Source organism: Bacillus cereus group sp. BfR-BA-01356 (genome assembly GCF_022663635.1).
Taxonomy (GTDB): domain Bacteria; phylum Bacillota; class Bacilli; order Bacillales; family Bacillaceae_G; genus Bacillus_A; species Bacillus_A cereus.
Genome location: NZ_JAKUFX010000063.1, coordinates 1 through 17871 on the forward strand (window position 1 = coordinate 1; position 17871 = coordinate 17871).

The following is a 17871-nucleotide window of genomic DNA, read 5'->3' on the forward strand; positions in this document are numbered from 1 at the left end:
GTCAAACTGTTCTGCTTTTAATTCAAATACATCATGCATATAACCCATCGTTTGTAATAAGCCTTCTAATGCATTTAATGTTGCGATATGAATCGCCGTTGGGAATGCATCATTTGTTGATTGGGCCATATTTACATGACTATTTGGACTAATATAATGATAGTCTCCCTTTTCCATTCCTAATAATTCAAGCGCACGATTGGCAATGACTTCATTTGCATTCATGTTCATTGAAGTACCTGCTCCGCCCTGAATTGGATCTACGATGAAATGATCATGCCATTTTCCATCAAGAATTTCTTGAGCAGCTTCTGCGATCACACCGCCCTTGTTTAATTCCAATCTTCCTACATCTGTATTCGCAAGCGCTGCTGCTTTTTTTACAATTGCGAACGCTTTAATTAAACCTTCATGGATTTTGTATCCTGTAATTGGGAAGTTTTCAACTGCACGCATTGTTTGTACGCCGTAGTATGCATAGTTTGGTACTTCTTTTTCACCTAAAAAATCTTTTTCAATTCGAACACCATTTTTAACTTCAGTTAATGTTGCCATGATTATTCACTCCTTAACGATTTCTTATGCTGCTTTTGTTTCTTTGACTGTTTCTACATATTGTTTTGCTTTCTCATTATCGAATTCGCCTTCCCACTTCGACATAACAATGGCCGCTAATGCATTTCCTAATACATTGACAGATGAGCGAATCATATCTAAAATGCGGTCAATTCCCGCAATTAATGCGATACCTTCTAGTGGTAACCCCATTGAACCTAACGTTGCTAATACAACAACGAACGATGCACCTGGAACTCCCGCCATACCTTTGGATGTTAACATGAGAACGAATAATAACGTTATTTGCTCCGTTAGTGACATGTGCACACCGTACATTTGTGCAACAAACAATGCCGCTAACGCTTGATAAATAGCCGATCCAGTCAAGTTAAATGTATAACCTGTCGGAATTACGAAAGAGGCAACTGCCTTTGGACAACCGAACTCTTCCATTTTTCTCATTATATTAGGTAAAACAGCTTCTGAACTTGCTGTTGTAAACGAAAGAATCAGTTCTTCTTTTAAAATTTTCATTAATGTAAAAATGTTTACTCCAACCATTCGTGCATTAATACCTAATACAATCACAACGAATAGTATAACAGTTACGTATACAGCTAGCACTAGTTTTCCTAGCGGAAGTAATGTTGCTACACCAAATTTTGCAACCGTAACGGCAATTAATGCGAATACACCAAATGGTGCAAATTTCATAACTTGATTTGTAACCCAAAACATGGCTTCGAGTACGCCTTCAAAGAAGTTAAAGACTGGCTTTCCTTTTTCTCCAATTGCCGCAACTCCTAAGCCGAATAATACTGAGAAGAATATAATCGGTAATAGGTCACCTTGTGCAATCGATTCAAATACGTTTTTCGGTACAATGTGAACAATTGTCTCAGCAAAACCTTTCTTCTCTGTTGCATCTGCAGTTTGTTTATAAGAAGAAATATCACTTTGCTGTAAATTACTCATATCAACGCCAGTACCTGGTTGGAATATATTCGCTGCAAGTAATCCCATTAAAATAGCAATCGTCGTAATAATTTCGAAATAAAGAATTGTCTTACCACCCAGTTTCCCAAGCTTCTTCATATCTCCTACACCAGCTACTGCAACAATTAATGCTGAAATAACAATTGGTACTACAATCATCTTAATTAAGTGAATAAATATATCCCCAATTGGTGTGATATAAGAAATCGCCGTTTTATTGCCATAAAAGACTGCCCCTACTACAATCCCTAAAACAAGCGCGACAAAAATTTGTGTTGCCAATCCGAATTTTTTCATTTATGTTCATCCCCTTCATGCGAACGCTTTCAATTTGAATTTATAAAAGCTACTCACACATCTTATAAGCGAACCTACAAAATCATACAAAAACCTACAAGTTCGTCACAAAAAATTCAAATATTTTTCTTCTTTTTTTCATTGACACCATTTTGTTAAAAAACGATAAAATAAACTTGATAAGTAATCAGATTGTTTCGTATAATCAAAAATATATATACTTAAAACAAATCAAAATGAAAAGGAGTGGATGTTATGAAAAACTATACAAAGCAATTCGTCCTATCTTCTTCTTTTCTTTTTCATTTTCTTAAAAAGGAACAAAGGCATTCGCCTTTGTTCCTTTTTTATTGCGATCTATATAGGGGGAATTGTTATGAGACCATATAAACGTGTCTTAATTAAATTAAGCGGCGGTGCACTTGCCGATCAAACTGGAAATAGCTTTAACTCCAAACGATTAGAACATATCGCAAACGAAATTTTATCCATTGTTGATTTAGGTATCGAAGTATCCATCGTCATCGGTGGCGGTAACATTTTTAGGGGGCATCTAGCTGAAGAATGGGGAATCGATCGCGTAGAAGCTGATAATATCGGTACGTTAGGTACAATCATTAACAGCTTAATGCTTCGCGATGTTTTAACAAGTAAAACAAATAGAGAAGTACGCGTTATGACGTCCATTCCATTTAATGCAGTAGCTGAACCATACATTCGCTTGCGTGCAGTCCACCATTTAGATAACGATTATATCGTTATCTTTGGAGGCGGAAACGGGCAACCGTTCGTGACGACAGATTATCCAAGTGTACAAAGAGCCATTGAAATGAATAGTGATGCCATATTAGTCGCAAAACAGGGTGTCGATGGCGTTTTTACAAGTGATCCGAAGCATAACAAATCAGCAAAAATGTACAGCAAACTAAACTATAATGATGTCGTTAGACAAAATATACAAGTTATGGATCAAGCGGCATTACTGCTTGCCCGGGACTACAATTTACCAGCACATGTCTTTAACTTTGATGAGCCTGGAGTCATGAAAAAAATATGTTTAGGCGAACATGTGGGGACGTTGATTAATGATGATGTTACGATGTTGGTGCATGAAAAATAATGATTTCCCACCAAAAAAGGGTGTCTTTTGTAGGCACCCTTTCCTAATTCATCATCACAAATAGAAGTCAACCAATCCCGCCACTTTCTCCTTACAACGCTCCCAAAAAGATAACTTTTCAAAAAACTCTTTCGTCATTTCTTTCGAATCATGAAAATCCTCTGTTAACGCCTTATTAACTTGTCCTACAATAGGACCACCATAAATATAAAAATTCATTTCATCATTTATATTGAAGCTACGCGAAGTAAAGTTTGTTGTACCAATAACGGTTAATTCATTATCAATAAGCATTAATTTGCCATGGAACATTCCTTTTTTATACCCATATACAGTAATCCCATTATTAACAGCTTGACGTATGTATGGATACGCCGCTTCTTTTATAAGAGGTAGATCTGGTTTATATGACCAAAGTATTTTTACTGTAACACCACGCTTTTGTGCTGCGATTAAAGCATTCATGGACTCTTTATTTTTTGCTATAAAATACGGCGTTGCAATTACAATGGAGTGCTGAGCTTGTTTTATGAGCTCTATATATTTTTCAGCAACGTAATGCCCATTGTAACTAGTCATAGTATGTAATGTATTCCCTTTACTAGCTTTATTCGTACTTCTCTTTATCTCTTCTTTCGTATCTCGTTTCCAGTCTAAAGCGAATTGCTGTTCTAAATCTTTTGCTCCTTCTCCTTTAAGTCGTACATGATAGTCACGCCAATATCCAAATCGCTTATCTTTCCCTAAGTACTCATCTCCTATATTAAATCCGCCTGTATAGCCAATCTCCCCATCAATCGTCGTAATACGGCGATGATTACGATGGTGAAGTGAATAAAATCCGAATGGCAATGTAGGTTTTCTACTATATGTAAAATGTACACCACTTTTCCGCAATTCATTTATCACCTTTCTTTCAAATGATAAATCATTAATGCGATCAACTGATAAATAGACGTTTACTCCTTCTTTTGCCTTCTCTTTTAATAAGTTTAAAAAAGTATGACTACTTTTATCATCCGACAAAATGAAGAAATAAGTGTAGATGGAGCTTTTCGCTTCTCTTATATCAGTAAATAATTGTTTATAAAAAGACTTCCCTTCTACATATAATTGAAAGTCACTATAATGAGGCGCATACTCTGTCGGCATGTTTTTCCCGGCTTCCATTTTCCTACCTAAGGTAACATCGATATGCATCCAAATTAAAATAAAAACGAAAATAGCAATAATAATAGAAGTAACTCTTAATATTTTTTTAATCATTTTGGTTTCCTTCCAATCATATTCCTTACTATTTCGTAGTGTTTCATTTAAATATGTTTTCATACGAAATGTATTTCTTATTTTTATTGATACTAAACAGTTAAAGGAGATACGAATATGAGAAAAGGAAAAACTCCTATTGTTTTTATCCCAGGTCTTTTCGGTTCAATGAGCAATATTATTATTCCCGGCACTGGTAATTGGAGTTTTGGACTTTCTGCATTTGTTTACGAACCATTCATCATGATGCTAGAAAGTATGGGGTACGAACGAAATAAAGATTTGTTCATCTGTTTTTATGACTGGCGGCAGCGTATTGTTTTTTCTACACAAAAATATTTATTACAAACGATTGCTTATGCTAAAAAGATTACAGGTTGCGATAAACTAAATCTAATTTGTCATAGTATGGGCGGCCTTCTTGGACGTTCTTACGTTCAAAGTGCAACATATAAAAATGATGTAAATCAGCTTATAATACTCTGCACACCAAACGCTGGATCTTCACCAAATTATAGTTATTGGACTGGAGGTACTCTCCCTATCCATGCCTCTTCTAAAATAAATATCGTTCATTTTTATGTGGAACAATATATTTGTTACTTAAGCATCTTACATAAAATGAATAAAGTTGAGGCGATACACATTTACTTTCCAGGATTACAAGATGTTATTCCTTGTAAAGATTACGGAAATTATTTATTTATAAGATCCGGCTCTTCTATTACATTTCTTCCTTATAGTAAGATGAAAACGAAAAACCCTTTCCTCGATACATTAAATGAAAATAGATTTATTATACAAAAAAGAAATATTGAAACGACACTCATTGCCGGAGATGGAGAGGAAACAATTCAATATTTACAAGTCGTCCCTTCACATTCCAAACTGAAATGGACAGACGGCAAAGTCGTCGGTGATTTACTTACAAAACATGGTGACGGTAACGCTGTTCTACATAGCGTTTTTCTTCTAGAGGGAAATAAATATGTTTTGCATGCTTCACATAACGAAGTGCTCTACAAAAGCATTCCTATACTACAAAAGATACTCTAAATTCCAAAAAAAGGTATGGCATTAAGCCACACCTTTTCACATTAAACAAAATTCCTCGCATCATTATTTCTTCCAAACTTATAAATAGCAATTAAGAAGAATGCAATTGCGAAAGCGAATAAAATTAAAATGTTTAAATACAACTCCGAGAATGGTATTCCTTGTTGTAGTTTCGATACTGTGTCTAACAACCAGCGCTGTGGAAGAAAATTAGCTACTTTTTGTACTGCACTTGGCATAATGTCATATGGGAAATAACAACCCGCTAGTAAGCATGTTGGTACAATGACCATGTTTTGCATCGCATTTGCCGATGCTGAGTTTTTCGAAAAAGCTACAAGGACTAATGATATTCCAATTGCGATTAATGCAAATAGCATTAGTACGCCCATCATCACTATGAAAGGCATATTGATATTCGTATGAAAAACATTCGTTAGGAATAGGATTGTAATCAAAATTTGTACTGTTAGTATTATCATATTTACCCCGACATTAGATAATATGAACTTCTTCCCATCTATCGGCGTTGATAATAGTCTAAAGTACGTTCTATTCTCTTTTTCTTTTAAAATATGACCTGATAAGTTCGCTGCTGAAAACAGCATAAACATAATAAGGTAACCCATCGTTTGATTTGTCATATCTTTATTTTTCGAAGTATCTTCTAGCGTCTCAGTTTTCATTTTAAATGAACTTTTTTGATACCCTGCGTACATATTGTCGAATGTACTTTGATCTGTTCCTGCTACTTTACTAATAGCTGCTATATTATCAATATAATTATATAAATATGATTTTATAAATCCTGTTACTTGATCACCTTTAATCGATGAAATTTCAATATGCTCTGGTTTCCCTTCTCGAACACTTTTTGAAAAACCAGAATCTAATGTAATAACTCCATCAAGTTTTTTGGAAGTGAGTTTATCTTCTACTTCAGACTCCTTAACCTTACTCACATTCACATGATTTAATCCTTCTAAAAACTTTATCGTATCATTTGCTATTGGCTCATTTTCTTTATTTACAATCCCGATATTTAACGTTCCTTGCCCTGCATTTCCGTATATCGAAAAGGAAATGAGCGTCCCTATTATCGGCAAGCTAATTATAATGAGTAAACTTTTTTTATTTTTCAAAAGCACAGATAACGTTTTTTGTATGAGCCATAAAATATCCTTCATGCTATAGCCCCTCCCGTCTACGTAATGCAATAATTGCAATTAATAAAAAGAGTGCTGAAATTCCAATGTTTAAAGAAATGACTGGTAGTGCTGCCCCTACATCATTTGCATAAATAATTTTCATAACAGCTGTATTTGCCCAAGTTAATGGCGATAAATTCGTAACGAAATTTTCTTCTACTACGAAATATGCACCTCCAAAAATAGAAGCTAATTGCACAACAACCATAATAATTGCCCTAGACGCTTCAGCTGTTTTCGTGATATATCCGATTCCTAAACCGAAGCTAATTGCTAGAAAGACTTGTGTTAATAAAATAAGAAATATGATTCCAAGATGGTCGCCCCAATTCGCTTGAAAAACAAATTTACTAAATAACATGACGAGTAATATGCACAGGGCATTTGCTACTAGGCTACCAAGTACTTTTCCAATGAATATTTCAGCTTTACTTATAGGTGCAGCAATGAGACGATCTCCTGTTTTACGTATTCGTTCTCCTCGAATTAAAGAACTCGCTCCCATCGCAGCATATAGTGCAATCATCGTTGTCATTACAACCGCATAGTAATCCATAGAACCTGGTTTTTTCGCAGCTTGTAAAGATGTTTCTTTTATATAATCATTATGATTTCCGTTTGAAATAACCGTACTAACCTTAGTAGGATCTACTTTTGCAACTTCGACCGCTACATTGTACTTATCAACAAATGTTGTAAGCATTCCTTCCACAATACTTCCCTCAATACTACTTTTGTCACTCCCATAAAATTTTGCACCATCTTTATTTAACTCTACATAAGCGGCATATTTATTTTGCTTCACTTCTTCTTTCCCATCTATACTGCCGGAAGCTTTTTTAAAATGAATACCTGATTTATCCACTTCTTTCGTAAATGCTTCAAATGATTGAGAAAACGTGCTACTCGCTTCATCTTTATATAGCACTTGTATATCTTTAATCGAATGACTATCACTATTAAATGCGTTGGTTAACGCTGTTCCTAACACAAGCATAAGCACAATCGGAAATGCTAACATAAAAACTAAAGTTCTTACGTCTCTGAAATCTCTTTTAATATGCATAATTGCAATATTGAAGATGTTCAATTGATGAACCTCCCTTTACCTTTTCTTCATTTACTTTTTATTTATCTCGTAAGTTTCTTCCCGTCAATGTAAGGAATACTGTTTCTAAGTTGGGAGCCTGCTCCTCTAATGAACGAATTTCAATATCATGATTGATACAGTGTTGAATGATTTTATTTAAATTATTTAATCCCGCATCAGAATTCACTTTAATTACGTTTTCTTCAATTTGAACTGCTTTCACACCGTTTATCTCTTTTAATTTTTCCACGTCTAAATTTTCCACCGACTTCACTTCAATCCAAATATCTTTCGTATCAGTAATAATCGATTTTAGTTGTTCTTTCGTACCTTCTGCAATCACTTTACCGTGATCTACAATCGCTATTTTCGTACAAATCTCTTCTACCTCTTCCATGTAGTGACTCGTATAAATAATAGTGCTTCCCATTTCATTTAACTTCCGGACAGACTGAAGAATATAGTTTCTTGACTGTGGATCAATTCCAACTGTCGGTTCATCCATAATAATTAACTTCGGTCTATGTGCAATTGCACAAGCAATATTCAATCTTCTTTTCATCCCGCCAGAAAAGTTTTTCGGATAACTTTTCTGTTTATCACTAAGTCCTACAAATTGAAGTGCTTCCTCTACTCTCGCTCTTAGTTCGGCCCCTCTTAATCCGTACAATCCAGCAAAGAATTTCACATTTTCATAGGCAGTTAGCTCTTCATAAATCGCAATATCTTGCGGAACAATACCGATATTCATTTTCGCAAATCGATTATGTTTCTTTATATTTTTTCCTAATATGCTAATTTCACCTTCATTACTTCTTAACAAACCAGCAATCATATTTATCGTTGTACTCTTACCAGCACCATTTGATCCTAAAAAGCCAAATATTTCTCCTTCTTTAATAGATAAAGACATATTATCAACTGCGATGAAATCACCAAATTTTTTCGTTAAATTTTTAATTTCTAATGTATTCATCATTTCACCCCTATTTCGGTTTCTCTGCTGTTATTATAAACAAAAAGAATGAACCTGCTCAGTGCAGAAATTCATTCTTTTCACATGAGAATATTCACTTTTTTCATATGAGATGGTTCATCTTCATCCCATTCTCTTATATCGGAAACAACATTGTCACTGAAAAACCACTTGTTCCATCTACAATAATTTTTCCGTTTACTGATGCTGTTCGCTCCTCCATCCCCATAATACCGAGACCTTTCTTAACAAAAGCTGCGCCTTTCCCGTTATCCTTCACTTGCACCTTAACCATCTTGTTAAGCACATGAATATCTATAGAAATAACTGTCGCATCAGCATATTTCATTGCATTTGTTAGTGCTTCTGTAACATTCTCACCGATAATTTTCCACTGAATGGGAGAAATCATATCTAAGTTCCCTTTGTATACAAAAGGAATATTCACATCATTCTTACCGGCAAATTCCTCTATGAATAATTTCATACGATGAATACCAATTTGCTCAGTTGGTGGCTTCATATTTTTTAATGTAATGCGAATACTTTCAATTCCATCTTTTGAAATGTGAATTGCATTTTGTAATAACTCCGCAGATTTTTCTTTATCTATTTCCATTAATCTTTTTGCTGCTTCCATTTGAATAAGTGCACCCGTCATCGAGTGACCAATTTTATCATGAATTTCTTGCGATAACCGATTTCTCTCTTCTAGCTTAAATGTGTATTCAGATTGTCTTATGTACTCTTTATTTTCATGTAAGCTTTTCGTAAGTCGTTGCATATCTTTTCGCATCTTATCATTTTGTGATTCAAGCTTTACTACACGCGATATATATCGATCTGCCATAGTTAAAACGAGAAAAGAAAATGCAACAATTAATCCATAAGTCATTCGAATACTTTCATCTGCAATCGTAATTGGGAGCATCATAACGACAAAGCGTGGCCAATTCTTTTCTATGTAATGGAATGTAATTTCGTATAAGTTCAAAGGTAAAAACAAAATAAAAAATGGATGAATCCTCCATGTAAATAACATAACTATGCCAATGGACATACAGATTAATATTTTTTTATACATATCTTTTTTAAATATAGAAATCATTACGTTTACAGAGAGGTAAATAAGTAATGTAAATATAACCCATGGTAAATTTGCTACATTTGCGTAAATATAACTAAACACAATATATAAAAAGACAATTAATTTACTTACAGTTAACCAAAACTCCATATCATTAATCTACTTTCCCTGTTAAGTAATAAATCGCAATTTGTGTGCGATGTTCAAGTCCAGTTTTCCCTAAAACTGACGTAATATAATTTGCAATTGTTCCCTCAGATATAAAAAGCTGTTTCGAAATTTCTTTATTTGAGAAACCTTTTGCAATTAATGCGATAATACTAAGCTCCCTTTCTGTGAAAAGGCTCTTATCAATTTTACATTCTTCCTCCTTACTTTCCATTAAATTAGACTTAATTTTATCGAGGACAACATCTTGCATAACAGTTTGACCGTTATATACTCCTTTTATCGCATCACGAATACGCTCCGGATCGTTATTTTTTAATAAATAACCTTTCGCTCCATTTTTTACTGCATCCAAAATATACTCATCATCATCAAACGTCGTTAAAATAAGCGGTTTTGTTTTCGTCTCTTCACAAATGAACTTCGTCGCCTCTACACCGTTCATATTTGGCATACGAACATCTAAAAGAGCAATATCAACTTCATGCTTTTTACAATATGCTACAGCTTCTTCCCCATCATTTACAGTATCTACCACTTCAAACTCTTCGTATGTATTTAAAATAATTTTCATGCCTTCTCTAATAAAAGAGTTATCATCCGCTATTAATATTTTAATTTTCATGTTTGTTAGTATGGCCCTTCCCCTACTAACATTCACATCCTTTCTTCCCGTAACATTTCCTACTTGCTCATTATATACTTCTCTTTACCATTTTTTCACACCTTTTTTCATCTAGCTCTCCTGCAAAAAATATATTATTCTTTTTTTACAATATGTGTAGGGTGACTTATCATTCTTTACGTCTATATAATAGAATGCGTCAAAAAGGAGGGAGAGACCGATTGAGGAAAAACAATTAATTGAAAAAGCAAAGCAAGGAAGCGAGCATGCTTTTCGTATCCTTGTACAAACATATCGTCATTATATTTTTCAAGTTATCTTTTCTATTTTAAGACATGAAGAAGATGCGAAAGATGTTACACAAGAAGTATTCGTAAAAATTCACACCTCTCTCCCAAATTATCAATTTCGCGGATTAAAAACGTGGATGGCACGTATTGCCACCAATCACGCTATTGATTATAAGAGAAAGAAAGCTAGAGAAAACGAAGAACTCTCCTTATGTAAAGAAACAGAGGAAAATATAAAATCCTCTCATAACATTGAAGCTTTACTATTGACGAAAGAGCAAAAATTACTCATTGCTCAAAAACTGAGAGAACTTCCCGAAAATTACCGTGACGTCGTTCTCGCACATTACTTAGAAGAAAAAAGTTATCAAGAAATTGCTTTACAGGAAAACATCGAAGTAAAAACAGTCGAAATGAAACTGTATCGGGCACGAAAATGGATTAAAAAACATTGGAAGGAGGAAGAGTTTCTATGATGCATTATTCAAAAGAAGATTGGCGCAATTATACATTAGATTTTATAGAAAGCAATGAACGTGAATCTATGGAAGAACATCTTTATGAATGTGATGATTGTTTAGCACTTTATATGGAAAGTATTGATGAACAACATGAAAACCTTCCAATGATAAATGATGATTCATTTACGAACGAAGTTATGACGCAAATTAATTTTGAAACACTACAGTCTAATAAAAATATAAAAACAAACTCACTAAAGCGCACAATCATTCACTACATAATTGCGACTGCGGCTACAATTATTTTTATGGTAAGTGGTTTATTCCAATATATTTTTACAGCGACATCAAATTTCGAGAAATCTTCAAAACATAACGAGTCTTCTATTTCACAACAAATTGTAAACAAATCGGTAGACACATCCAAAAAGGACGGAGGTTCAAAGCATGAATAAAAATCCCTTTTTAGCACTTGTATTAGGGCTAATTCCTGGGCTTGGACATTTATACTTAAAAAAGCTAGGACGGTTTATTTTATATAGCGGAGGATCTTTATTTCTATTCTCCTTTGCAGTATTTTGTACAATAGTAGTAAGAGAACGTGATATTGCTTTTCTTTCTCTATTTTTACTAGCCGTTCTATGGGCAATTAACTTACTAGATTTAGTTATCACCATTATAAAACAAACGAAAAAACAAGAAGCTGGAGAATTGATAAATTCCTCTAAAGAGAGCGAACGATTTTATATCATTCTCCTATCTATCATCCCTGGACTTGGCCATTTCCAATTAGGACTTATGCAACGCGGTCTTACGTTTTTAGTCGCTTGCGCTGGCTTAGGCAGCATGATTATATTTGTGACTTTATTAACATCTCAAGGAAGTTTCCTTATCTTCCTTATTACGTTACCTGTTTTATGGATTTATAATTTCTTTGACGTTGTTCAGCAACTACAGAAAAAAGAACGCGACGAGCAATTAATTGACCGTACTATTTTCGAAGATTTTGAAGAACATCAAGAGCAGGGAAAGAAAAGTAAAACATTTGCTTCTATTTTAGCGATGTTCCCTGGAGCAGGTCATATGTATTTAGGCTTACAACGCCGTGGTCTTCAGCTTATGGCAGCCTTCTTACTATCTATTTATTTACTCGACTTATTAAGACTTTCTGCATTTTTGTTTTTAGTACCAATCATTTGGTTCTATAGCTTTTTTGATGCGTTACAGCAAACAGCAAAATACGGAAAAGAACGAGTTCAAGACGAACCCATTATCGATTATTTTATAAATCATCAAAGATGGATCGGTATCGGATTAATTACACTCGGTGGTTATTATTTATTAAATCAAACAGTCCTTCCTATTTTGAATGATTATTTTGCAACTATATTTAATATTCATCTTAGTGAACTATATTATCGCTATTTCCAAACATCTATCGTTGCGCTCCTTTTAATTGGCGGCGGCTTTAAATTGTTACTTGGAAATAAAGAAAACAAAGGTGGGACAAGCGAATGAGGACTTGGCGTGTTGGAACATTCTCAATGGGGCTTTCTATTATATCGTTAGGATGCTTTTTACTATTTTCAGTCGTAAAAGGAATTCAAGTATTAGATACACTAACTGCATGGTGGCCAGTTTTACTTATCATACTTGGAGCCGAAGTTTTACTATACCTTCTATTTTCTAAGAAGGAACAATCATTTATTAAATATGATATTTTTAGTATTTTCTTTATCGGCGTTTTAGGAAGCGTCGGAATTGCTTTTTACTGTTTATTATCAACTGGATTACTAGAAGAAGTTCGTCACTCTATTAACACAACGAGGCAAACGAGTAATATTCCAGACGGACAATTTGATATACCTGAATCTATCAAAAAAATCGTAGTAGATGCAGGACATCAACCTCTAACGATAGAGGGAAATAATACAAATCAAATTCATCTTTTGGGAACTTATGAAATGACAACGAAAGCAAATGAAAAACTCAATTTAAAACGAGATGATTTCCTTTCAGTTCAAACGGCTGGAGAAACGATGTATATCACTTTAAAATCATTACCTGTTCAGCATACGTTATTTAATTCAGCACCACAGGTGAAACCAACGCTTGTTCTTCCACAAAATAAAAATGTGGAAATCCGTGCTTCAAATAACGAACTATCTCTTTATCCAGGTCAATTACAAAATAATTGGTTTGTACAGGAAAGCTCAAGAGTGTCTGTCCATCTTGCAAAAGAAAGTGATGTATCTTTAACAGCAGTAACGAATCAAAAAGAAACACATGGAAGTACACCTTGGGAACAAGTAGAAGATTTAACGAAAAACGAAAATACTTCTTCAGAAGAACATCCAGAATTAAACAGCCAAGAACATTGGTATAAAAATTCGATTAAAACTGGAAATGGGACGTACAAGTTAAATATTGAGAAAGCTTATAATTTGAATATGAGTGTTCTCGAAAAATAAAAAACCTTCCGCAATTGCGGAAGGTTTTTCTCATATAATCGCTTTAATTCCTTCTAACACTAATCCAATCATAAATCCGCAAACAGCCCCGTTTACTCGGATCCACTGTAAATCTTTACCGACGTTATTTTCAATCATTTCGATTAACGTCTTATCATCTAACTTATCAAGGTTTTCTTGTACAAGCTTACCAATTTTCGAATGGTTCTTCTCAACAAGACTTACAACTTGTTTTTGTAACCAATCTTCTATTTTTTGAACTGTCTGTTCATCTTCTTTTATTTTATTCATTTGTTTTTGTAAAAATGGAATAACATATTTATCAGCAAATTCTTCATTATTTACAAAAGCAACTGCTCTTTGCTGTACTTGCTCTAGCATCTCTTTTATTTTGTCAGTAGCATTCCAATTGGCAATCCATTTTTCTTTCCAATTTTCTAATTCTTGTAGTAACGCTTCATTTTCTTTTACATTTATAATTTCTTGACGAATTTTCGCTAATATAAGTTGTCTCGTGCTATTATCTGCATCTTGTAAGCTGTTAATATTGCTAATAATAAACTTCTGCAAAATGCCGCCAATTTTATCTTCATCTACAATATTCATAAACGATTTCAATGTAAACTGTAAGAATCCATCTACTTTTATATTTTCCATCGCCTTCATACCTAAACTTCCAAGCTGGTAGCGTGCTTCATCTTGTGCTGTCCAATCTTTCACTTTTACTAAAATGTAATCAAGTGTCTTCTCATCATATTCTTGCACAACTAATTGATCAACAAGCACTTGTAAGATGTTACTTGTATTAATTGTATGTAAATACGTCTTTAATTCTTTTTCAATAATAACCGCTAATTTTTCTGTATCGATTGAAACAATCGCCTTCTCAGCAATCGTTACAATGCCTTTTTTCACAGCATCAGACTGTATTTCTCTCTCTGCAATTTGTAGCACCATTTGTGCTAGCTGCATTTCTTTTACTTTATTCGTAATACTTTCTTTCGTTAGCCACTCATTTTCTAACGTATTGATGAGCCCTTTCGTTACTCGTTTACGGTTTTTAGGTAACAAAGCTGTATGCGGAATTGGAATTCCCATCGGGTGACGGAATAATGCTGTAACTGCGAACCAATCTGCAAGCCCGCCAACTAACCCAGCTTCAAATCCCCCTTGTATAATCTCTCCAGCTATCGTTCCTTGAAAAGGGATAGAAGCCGCAAAGCCTACACCCATAACCCCAAGCGAAATACCCGCTATATATTTAGTCTGTAATGACATCGTATACACATCCTCTTATTATGTAAAATAAAGCTTTTTGTTGTATTTATTCAATATTAGTTATCCTTTATATATACTATAAAGAACTATTGTGAAAATAACAAAGATTTTTATGTACATGAAAAAATGAGGCTACAACTAGCCTCATTTTTCTTATACCGTTAATTCCAAACCTTTCCTATAATATTCATTCATTACATCTTTTGGAACCATACTTCCACCCGTTCCCCACACAATATGAGTACCTTTTTTCACCTTCTCTGTTAACTGTTGCTTTTGTAAATACTCATCTTCTTTACATACTTTCACTGGCCCTATCATACCTGCTAGTGCAGAAGGCTCTAAATAAATATTCTCCGTATCAGCTAGTTCTTTTAACAATCTATATAACTCTTCATCGCTTACTGTGTAATTCCCACTCAAAAATGGTTCCATCGTTTTCCCGACAAATCCAGACGGTCTTCCTACCGCTAGTCCGTCCGCGTCTGTTACATTATCAATTCCGATATCTTGAACGGCAATTTTGTCATGAAGGCCTGTCATTAAGCCGAGTAACATACATGGAGAGTGCGTAGGCTCTGCAAAGAAACAATGAACATTGTCTTTATACAATAACTTTAAACCGAATGCTACTCCACCCGGTCCTCCTCCTACTCCGCACGGAAGGTAAACAAATAAAGGATGGTCTTTATCTACTACAACCTCTAACTCTTCTAATTGCTTTTGTAATCGTGATGCTGCTACTGCGTATCCTAAAAATAAATCATGTGAGTTTTCATCGTCTACAAAATAACAGCTAGGATCCGCATCCGCTTGTCTTCTTCCTTCTTCTACTGCTTTACTATAATCATCTTCATATTCAATAACGTTTACACCTTTACTTCTTAATAAATCTTTCTTCCATTCTTTTGCGTCTGCTGACATATGAACAGTTACATTAAAACCTAGATTCGCACTCATAATCCCTATGCTAAGTCCTAAATTCCCTGTAGAACCTACTGCAATTGAATGTTTGGCAAAAAACTCTCTACATGTATCACTATCTAAAATGGAATAATCATCTTCTTCTGTTAACATACCGTGCTGCAATGCTAGTTGTTCAGCATGTTTCAACACTTCATAAATGCCGCCCCTAGCTTTAATTGATCCTGATATCGGAAGATGACTATCACATTTTAATAATAATTCTCCTAAAATAGGTTGCTTGTAAGTTGTCTCTAAAGCTTCTTTCATAGAAGGTATTTTTACTAAAGGTGATTCGATTATGCCGTTCGTCCCTTTCGTTTCAGGAAAAACTTTCGCAATATATGGTGCAAAACGCTTTAATCTCTCTTCCGCATCTTTTACATTCTCTTCATTAAGTGGTGAATCTTTTATTGCCCTTTCATACTTTTCTATGTGTGGGTTTATCCAAAATACTTCTTCTGTTGCAATAAGTTTATTCACTAATGGGTATTCTGCTTGTAATGCCCCTATTTCTTTCATTTTGTTTCCTCCTTATATCCTTGTAGCTCACCATATAATAAATTATAATTAAATTAATTTTAATATAGTTTAACACAAATCGTTCACTTTAGTTAATTTTAATTTAATTTATTTAAATATAATTTAATAACCCTTAAGGAGATTTTCATTATGGAAAATATAGATATTGGTAAAAAAATTGAAAAACAAAGAAAAGAAAAAGGTTTAACTAGTAAAGAACTAGCAAAGATGGCCAATATTACACCATCTATGTTAAGTCAAATTGAACGTGGGTCCGCTAACCCTTCTATTCAAACATTAAAAGTGCTTGCTAAAGCTCTTGATGTGCCAACATTTAGCTTTTTACTTGAAGATACAAATACAGACGATTTAATTGTACGTTCCCATAAACGAAAGAAAATGATTATCGATAATTTATCATATGAAATGCTTTCACCTGATTTCACTGGAAATTTAGCAACAGCAATTATGACCGTCCCGCCTAATACAGCTTCATCAGAAAATCTGCTAGAACATAAAGGAGAAGAATTAGCATTTGTCTTAGAAGGGAAAATCACATTATATTTAAATGAGGAAGAATACGTATTAGAAACTGGTGACAGTGTAAAAATACCTGCTTATTTAAAGCATAAATGGGTGAATCATTTTGAGAAAAATGCGGTAGTCTTATTTTCTGTTACTCCGCCGATTTTTTAATATATGTAATAAAAAAATAGCCATGTACGGGGAATATCCGTTAATGGCTATTTTTTATTTTTTAGGCACCAACAAAATCCCTAAACTAATAATACAAAAGCTCATTATTTGCTGTGCTGATAGACCAAACAGAACCGAATTTTGTTCACTAACAAGCGAAATAATAATATGAGCAAACCCCTCAACAATTAGAAAAATACTTATATTCCTTCCATTTCCGAGCCTTTCATTTTTCATCCATAACAAGCCCATTATACAAAGAGCAAGGATGATCTCGTATACGAAAATAGGGTGATATAATAGTTTAGATTCATATATTTTCATTCCCCATGGTAGTGTCGTTTGTGCACCTACTTCATGATGAAATAGAAAATAAAAGATAATGCTCACACACAATCCAAAAGGCAGTACATCAAGTAAAATACGAAGCGAAAATTCTTCCTTTTTACTTTTCCAAACAATGTATACACTAGCAATTACGCATCCTACTACAATATGTTGCATACTTCCAACAGCTAATATTGCTTGCACTGGCGATCCAAAAGCCCATACAGGATTTAAAATTGCTGGTGCAAACTTCCATACAAATACGATGATAAGAAACGCATTTGTTACGGCATCCATCATTTTTTCATATGATACATTTTGATGCCTCATCTTTCGTTTCATCAACATAAATCCAAATAGACTTCCAATTATAAGAGATACGGGTTGTAATCTCACGATCCACTCCATCATCACGA

Annotated in this window: 18 protein-coding genes; 7 read left to right on the forward strand and 11 right to left on the reverse strand. The window is 34.1% G+C overall.

Going from position 1 to position 17871, the window contains the following annotated elements:
- Positions 1–555: lyase family protein (locus MR168_RS19515; protein WP_242291455.1), on the reverse strand; the 555-nt coding region annotated here is incomplete at its 3' end.
- 24 nt (positions 556–579) lie between these two features.
- Complete coding sequence (locus MR168_RS19520; protein WP_000713293.1) at positions 580–1851, reverse strand: cation:dicarboxylate symporter family transporter; 1272 nt, start codon at positions 1849–1851, stop codon at positions 580–582.
- 376 nt (positions 1852–2227) lie between these two features.
- Here MR168_RS19520 and pyrH point away from each other — a divergent pair, with 376 nt between their 5' ends.
- Entirely contained in the window at positions 2228–2971 is a 744-nt protein-coding gene (pyrH, locus tag MR168_RS19525; RefSeq protein WP_086411622.1) for a UMP kinase, read from the forward strand.
- 54 nt (positions 2972–3025) lie between these two features.
- On the opposite strand, the gene cls is transcribed toward pyrH, so the two are convergent.
- Positions 3026–4237 carry a cardiolipin synthase gene (gene cls / locus MR168_RS19530; protein ID WP_016122263.1) on the reverse strand — a complete coding sequence of 404 codons (1212 nt, stop codon included), beginning with the start codon at positions 4235–4237 and terminating at the stop codon, positions 3026–3028.
- A gap of 117 nt (positions 4238–4354) precedes the next feature.
- Between cls and MR168_RS19535 the strand changes: the two genes are divergently transcribed.
- On the forward strand, positions 4355–5293 hold the full coding sequence (locus MR168_RS19535) for an esterase/lipase family protein (protein ID WP_001225397.1): 939 nt from the start codon (positions 4355–4357) through the stop codon (positions 5291–5293).
- Between the two features lie 41 nt (positions 5294–5334).
- On the opposite strand, the gene MR168_RS19540 is transcribed toward MR168_RS19535, so the two are convergent.
- The 5 genes from MR168_RS19540 to MR168_RS19560 all read right to left on the reverse strand — a co-directional run bounded on the left by MR168_RS19540 (position 5335) and on the right by MR168_RS19560 (position 10447).
- Positions 5335–6480, reverse strand: a complete 1146-nt coding sequence (locus MR168_RS19540; RefSeq protein ID WP_000651881.1) for an ABC transporter permease — start codon at positions 6478–6480, stop codon at positions 5335–5337.
- A 1-nt stretch (position 6481) separates the two neighbouring features.
- On the reverse strand, positions 6482–7591 hold the full coding sequence (locus tag MR168_RS19545; protein ID WP_001020156.1) for an ABC transporter permease: 1110 nt from the start codon (positions 7589–7591) through the stop codon (positions 6482–6484).
- Positions 7592–7628: 37 nt separating this feature from the next.
- Positions 7629–8567, reverse strand: coding sequence for an ABC transporter ATP-binding protein (locus MR168_RS19550; protein WP_016122261.1), 939 nt, complete (start codon positions 8565–8567; stop codon positions 7629–7631).
- Between the two features lie 136 nt (positions 8568–8703).
- The gene (locus tag MR168_RS19555) at positions 8704–9804 is read right to left on the reverse strand and encodes a sensor histidine kinase (RefSeq protein WP_000397682.1); all 1101 of its coding nucleotides are present in this window, start codon (positions 9802–9804) and stop codon (positions 8704–8706) included.
- Between the two features lie 4 nt (positions 9805–9808).
- On the reverse strand, positions 9809–10447 hold the full coding sequence (locus tag MR168_RS19560; protein ID WP_000694093.1) for a response regulator transcription factor: 639 nt from the start codon (positions 10445–10447) through the stop codon (positions 9809–9811).
- Between the two features lie 277 nt (positions 10448–10724).
- Between MR168_RS19560 and MR168_RS19565 the strand changes: the two genes are divergently transcribed.
- Genes MR168_RS19565 through exsE form a run of 4 tightly spaced genes read left to right on the forward strand, consistent with a single transcriptional unit; the run spans position 10725 to position 13669 of the window.
- A complete protein-coding gene (locus tag MR168_RS19565; RefSeq protein ID WP_071732568.1) occupies positions 10725–11213 on the forward strand; it encodes an RNA polymerase sigma factor in 489 nt (162 codons plus the stop codon).
- Entirely contained in the window at positions 11210–11653 is a 444-nt protein-coding gene (locus tag MR168_RS19570; RefSeq protein WP_000972344.1) for a hypothetical protein, read from the forward strand. The genes MR168_RS19565 and MR168_RS19570 overlap by 4 nt, the downstream gene beginning before the upstream one ends.
- Positions 11646–12716 carry a hypothetical protein gene (locus MR168_RS19575; RefSeq protein ID WP_001039112.1) on the forward strand — a complete coding sequence of 357 codons (1071 nt, stop codon included), beginning with the start codon at positions 11646–11648 and terminating at the stop codon, positions 12714–12716. The genes MR168_RS19570 and MR168_RS19575 overlap by 8 nt, the downstream gene beginning before the upstream one ends.
- Entirely contained in the window at positions 12713–13669 is a 957-nt protein-coding gene (gene exsE / locus MR168_RS19580; protein ID WP_016122260.1) for an exosporium protein ExsE, read from the forward strand. Before MR168_RS19575 ends, exsE begins: the two co-directional genes overlap by 4 nt.
- Before the next feature lie 30 nt (positions 13670–13699).
- On the opposite strand, the gene MR168_RS19585 is transcribed toward exsE, so the two are convergent.
- Both MR168_RS19585 and MR168_RS19590 read right to left on the reverse strand, forming a co-directional pair.
- A complete protein-coding gene (locus tag MR168_RS19585; RefSeq protein WP_000058294.1) occupies positions 13700–14947 on the reverse strand; it encodes a DUF445 domain-containing protein in 1248 nt (415 codons plus the stop codon).
- 153 nt (positions 14948–15100) lie between these two features.
- Entirely contained in the window at positions 15101–16432 is a 1332-nt protein-coding gene (locus tag MR168_RS19590) for a D-serine ammonia-lyase (RefSeq protein WP_016122258.1), read from the reverse strand.
- A 150-nt stretch (positions 16433–16582) separates the two neighbouring features.
- Here MR168_RS19590 and MR168_RS19595 point away from each other — a divergent pair, with 150 nt between their 5' ends.
- Positions 16583–17128 (forward strand): helix-turn-helix domain-containing protein, encoded by a 546-nt coding sequence (locus MR168_RS19595; protein ID WP_149149488.1) that lies wholly within the window; start codon positions 16583–16585, stop codon positions 17126–17128.
- 54 nt (positions 17129–17182) lie between these two features.
- Here MR168_RS19595 and MR168_RS19600 read toward each other — a convergent pair whose 3' ends face one another.
- Positions 17183–17863 carry a prolipoprotein diacylglyceryl transferase family protein gene (locus tag MR168_RS19600; RefSeq protein ID WP_025689552.1) on the reverse strand — a complete coding sequence of 227 codons (681 nt, stop codon included), beginning with the start codon at positions 17861–17863 and terminating at the stop codon, positions 17183–17185.
- Positions 17864–17871: the final 8 nt, after the last annotated feature.